The 5,178-nt window shown below is 56.4% G+C and carries 2 tRNA genes and 3 rRNA genes; all 5 read left to right on the forward strand.

Annotation, left to right across the window (positions count from 1 at the left end):
* Positions 1-101 precede the first annotated feature (101 nt).
* The 5 genes from BUB94_RS15975 (at position 102) to rrf (ending at position 5,173) form a co-directional block, all read left to right on the forward strand.
* A 16S ribosomal RNA gene (locus tag BUB94_RS15975) occupies positions 102-1,618 on the forward strand.
* Between the two features lie 99 nt (positions 1,619-1,717).
* Positions 1,718-1,791, forward strand: a tRNA-Ile gene (locus BUB94_RS15980).
* 8 nt (positions 1,792-1,799) lie between these two features.
* A tRNA-Ala gene (locus BUB94_RS15985) sits at positions 1,800-1,872 on the forward strand.
* A gap of 175 nt (positions 1,873-2,047) precedes the next feature.
* A 23S ribosomal RNA gene (locus BUB94_RS15990) occupies positions 2,048-4,948 on the forward strand.
* Between the two features lie 110 nt (positions 4,949-5,058).
* Positions 5,059-5,173 (forward strand): 5S ribosomal RNA (gene rrf / locus BUB94_RS15995).
* Together the 16S, 23S and 5S rRNA genes with 2 tRNA genes alongside form the textbook arrangement of a ribosomal RNA operon.
* Positions 5,174-5,178: the final 5 nt, after the last annotated feature.

Here is a 5,178-nt window from a genome sequence, read left to right on the forward strand (position 1 = left end):
GAGAAGATTGAAGGAATCGGAGATGTGCTTAGTGACGGCCCAAGAAATTTCTTGGAATTAGTCAAATACGAACGTGATTACGGGACCAAGACTTTAAAAAATTAATGAAGAGTTTGATCCTGGCTCAGAACGAACGCTGGTGGCGTGTCTTATACATGCAAGTCGAGCGGGGACTTCGGTCCTAGCGGCGAACGGGTGAGTAACGCGTAAGCAATCTGCCCCATATCAGGGAATACCCGTGCCAACGCGCGGTTAATGCCCAGGAGAGTGGCAGTCCACATGGACTGTTGACTAGAGATTTATCGGTGTGGGATGAGCTTGCGTCCGATTAGCTAGTTGGCGGGGTAACGGCCCACCAAGGCGACGATCGGTAGCCGGCCTGAGAGGGTGATCGGCCACATTGGGACTGAGATACGGCCCAGACTCCTACGGGAGGCAGCAGTAGGGAATATTGCACAATGGGGGAAACCCTGATGCAGCAACGCCACGTGTGGGAAGAAGCATTTCGGTGTGTAAACCACTGTCGTGAGGGAATAATGCTTAATTTCGGTTAAGTTGAATGTACCTCGAAAGGAAGCACCGGCAAACTTCGTGCCAGCAGCCGCGGTAATACGAGGGGTGCAAGCGTTGTTCGGAATCACTGGGCGTAAAGGGAGCGCAGGCGGAGATGCAAGCAGTCTGTACAATACCGGGGCCCAACCCCGGACCTGCAGACTGGACTGTTTCTCTTGGATAGTTCAGGGGCAAGCGGAATTCCTGGTGTAGCGGTGGAATGCGTAGAGATCAGGAAGAACACCGATGGCGAAGGCAGCTTGCTGGGGACTTATCGACGCTCATGCTCGAAAGTGCGGGTAGCAAACAGGATTAGATACCCTGGTAGTCCGCACCGTAAACAATGCATACTGGGTGTCCGGGGCTCGCCCCGGGTACCGAAGCCAACGCGTTAAGTATGCCGCCTGGGGAGTACGTACGCAAGTATGAAACTCAAAGGAATTGACGGGGGCCCGCACAAGCGGTGGAGCATGTGGTTTAATTCGAAGCAACGCGCAGAACCTTACCAGGGTTTGACATGGGAACGCCGCGGCGAGAGATCGCCGTTTTGTAGCAATACAACGTTCCGCACAGGTGCTGCATGGCTGTCGTCAGCTCGTGTCGTGAGATGTTGGGTTAAGTCCCGCAACGAGCGCAACCCACGTTTCCAGTTGCCACCCGCAAGGGGGCCCTCTGGAGAGACTGCCGGGGACAACCCGGAGGAAGGTGTGGATGACGTCAAGTCCTCATGGCCCTTACATCCTGGGCTACACACGTGCTACAATGGTCGGTACAATGGGTCGCTACCTGGTGACAGGGCGCCAATCCTCAAAGCCGGCCTCAGTTCGGATCGGAGTCTGCAACTCGACTCCGTGAAGCTGGAATCGCTAGTAATCGTGGGTCAGCACACCACGGTGAATACGTTCCCGGGCCTTGTACACACCGCCCGTCAAGCCATGGGAGGAGGGAGTGCTCTAAGTCGCGATGCCAACCCGCAAGGGAGCCAGCGCCTAAAGCAAGACCTCTGACTGGGGCTAAGTCGTAACAAGGTAGCCGTACCGGAAGGTGCGGCTGGATTACCTCCTTTAAGGAGTAAAATTTGGAACTGGTTTCCAACCACCTGTAATCGAAAGACGTTCAGACTAGAAGTCGCCACGAAAGCACATCTCCGATTCTTTTAGAGCCCGGGTCTGTAGCTCAGCTGGTTAGAGCACCGCTCTGATAAGGCGGGGGTCAATGGTTCAAGTCCATTCAGGCCCATAGCTTAAGGGGTTATAGCTCAACTGGTAGAGCGCCAGCTTTGCAAGCTGGATGTTAGGAGTTCGAGTCTCCTTAGCTCCAGTAGCGCTTCCGGGCGCAGAAAATGGGAAGGCCACCGCGCCGACCTGCAGATTGAAAATTACGGCATGTAACCAAGAAAAGCAATCAAGCATACAGAGTGACTTGAAGCACTGAGAAAAAAGGTGGATTCGAGCTGCTCATGCGAGCGACAGATCGAGCTTTATCGTTGGAAACAGGAATTAAGCGAAGGAATGCACGCGGGGGATGCCTAGGCATCTGCCGGCGACGAAGGACGGGCCAAGCCCCGAAAGTCCCGCACGAGGCGCAAAGGGCCTTTGACTGCGGGGGATCCGAATGGGGAAACCCACGCGCAAGCGTATCCACGGACTGAATACATAGGTCCGAGGAGGCAAACCCGGGGAACTGAAACATCTAAGTACCCGGAGGAAAAGAAATCAACCGAGATTCCCTCAGTAGTGGTGAGCGAAAGGGGAAGAGCCCAGACGGTTCGCGCATTCAGGCGACAAGGCGAAGCGGGATGGAAAGCCCCCCCATAGCAGGTGACAGGCCTGTAGCCATGTTCAATGGAGCGTACGTCGAAGAGTAGGGCGGGACACGTGAAATCCTGCCTGAAGACGGGGGGACCACCCTCCAAGGCTAAATACGAGCGGATGACCGATAGTGCACAGTACCGTGAGGGAAAGGTGAAAAGCACCCCGAGAGGGGAGTGAAAGAGCGCCTGAAACCGCGTGCATACATTCTGTCGGAGGGAGGATTCATCCTCCTGACGGCGTGCCTTTTGTTTAATGAGCCAGCGAGTTGCTCGTGTACGGCGAGGTTAAGGGCCTCAGGCCCGGAGCCGAAGCGAAAGCGAGTCTCAACTGGGCGACCAGTCGTACACGGCAGACACGAAGCCTTAGTGATCTACCCATGGCCAGGCTGAAGCGGGGGTAACACCTCGTGGAGGGCCCAACCGATATACATTGAAACGTGTCCGGATGAGCTGTGGGTAGGAGCGAAAGACCAATCAAACTGGGCGATAGCTTGTTCTCTCCGAAACATATTTAGGTATGGCGTCATGTTAGCTTCACGGGGGTAGAGCACTGGAAGGACTAGGGGGCACACCCGCTTACCAAACCCTATCAAACTCCGAATACCGTGAACGTGATGCATGGCAGACAGCCCGCGGGTGATAAGATCAGCGGACGAAAGGGAAACAACCCGGACCATCGACTAAGCGTCCCCAAGTATGTGCTAAGTGGTAAAGGATGTGGGGTTGCACAGACAGCCAGGAGGTTAGCTTAGAAGCAGCTACCCTTTAAAGAAAGCGTAATAGCTCACTGGTCAAGCGACCCCGCGCCGAAAATGATCGGGACTAAGCACATCACCGAAGTCATGGACTCAGCAATGAGTGGTAGGAGAGCGTTCCGTAGGCCTGGGAAGGCGCGTGGCGATGCGCGCTGGAGGTATCGGAAACGAGAATGCTGGCATGAGTATGCGAAAATGCGGGTGAAAAACCCGCACACCGTAAGTCCAAGGGTTCCCGGGCAAGGATAATCCCCCCGGGGTCAGTCGGGATCTAAGACGAGGCCGAGAGGCGTAGCCGATGACAAGCGGGCGAACATTCCCGCACCCACATCACTGCGTTTGACCGACGGGGCGACGCATGGGACAGCGAGTAGCGACTGATGGATGTCGCGGATGGCGTGCAAGGCTCCGGGGCGGCAAATCCCCCCGGTACATGCCCCAGGCGCCGGACCGGTGGAAGGCTTCGGCCGGAAGCTGAGTCTCGTGGGCCCGTGCCAGGAAAACCCCCTAAGGGAGTATTGATGTGGCCCGTACCGTAAACCGACACAGGTGGACGAGGCGAATAGCCTAAGGTGCTCGAGACAACTCGGGAGAAGGAACTCGGCAAATTAACCCCGTAACTTCGGGATAAGGGGAGCCTCCAGCGGTGAGGATGGACAGTCCAGGGCTGCAGGAGGTCGCAGGGAAACGGCAGAAGCGACTGTTTACCAAAAACACAGGGCCATGCTAACACGCAAGTGGATGTATATGGTCTGACACGTGCCCGGTGCCGGAAGGTTAACAGGAGGCGTCAGCTCACGCGAAGCGCTGAATCGAAGCCCCGGTAAACGGCGGCCGTAACTATAACGGTCCTAAGGTAGCGAAATTCCTTGTCGGGTAAGTTCCGACCTGCACGAATCGTGTAACGACTTCTGCACTGTCTCCTCCCGGGACTCGGCGAAATTGCAGTGCCGGTGAAGATGCCGGCAACCCGCACCTGGACGGAAAGACCCCATGAACCTTCACTGTATTTTGACATTGGTTTTAGGACTGGCATGTGTAGGATAGGTGGGAGGCTTGGAAGCGGCGACGCCAGTCGTCGTGGAGCCATCCTTGAAATACCACCCTTGCCCGTTTTGAGATCTAACCTCGTCCCGTCATCCGGGACAGGGACCGTGTCTGATGGTCAGTTTGACTGGGGCGGTCGCCTCCTAAAAGGTAACGGAGGCATCCAATGGTTCCCTCAGCGCGGTCGGCAATCGCGCGCAGAGCATAAAGGCATAAGGGAGCTTGACTGCGAGACGGACACGTCGAGCAGGTACGAAAGTAGGGCTTAGTGATCCCGCGGTACAGCGTGGAACGGCCGTTGCTCAATGGATAAAAGGTACTCTGGGGATAACAGGCTGATCTCCCCCAAGCGTTCATAGCGACGGGGAGGTTTGGCACCTCGATGTCGGCTCGTCGCATCCTGGGGCTGGAGAAGGTCCCAAGGGTTTGGCTGTTCGCCAATTAAAGCGGCACGCGAGCTGGGTTCAGAACGTCGTGAGACAGTTCGGTCCCTATCCGGTGTGGGCGTACGAGACTTGAGGGAAGCTGACCTTAGTACGAGAGGACCGGGTCGGACGTACCTCCGGTGTACCGGCTGTCGCGCCAGCGGCATTGCCGGGTAGCCGTGTACGGATCGGAGAAACGCTGAAGGCATCTAAGCGTGAAGCCGTTCCCAAGATCAGGTCTCGCGGGGGCAACCCCCTGAAGGGCCGTCGGAGACTACGACGTCGATAGGCGACAGGTGTAAGCGTGGCGACACGTTGAGCCGAGTCGTACTAATAGCCCGTGAGAGCTTTTCCTTTCTTTCAACGATGACGTTCGACACGCGTCGCGTGAGCAGCTAGGATTCATCACCTTTACTTCAGCCACTCAGTAGAGTCGCTGGTTGCAGGTTACTGCCGGAGAGATTGTTTCAGCGGTTATCGAGGGAGGGTCATACCCGTTCCCATTCCGAACACGGAAGTCAAGCCTCCTATCGCCGATGGTACCTGGCCTACGGGTCCGGGAGAGTAGGTCGCCGCTGGATTCACG

The sequence above is a fragment of the Fibrobacter sp. UWH9 genome (genome assembly GCF_900129715.1).
Taxonomy (GTDB): Bacteria; Fibrobacterota; Fibrobacteria; order Fibrobacterales; family Fibrobacteraceae; genus Fibrobacter.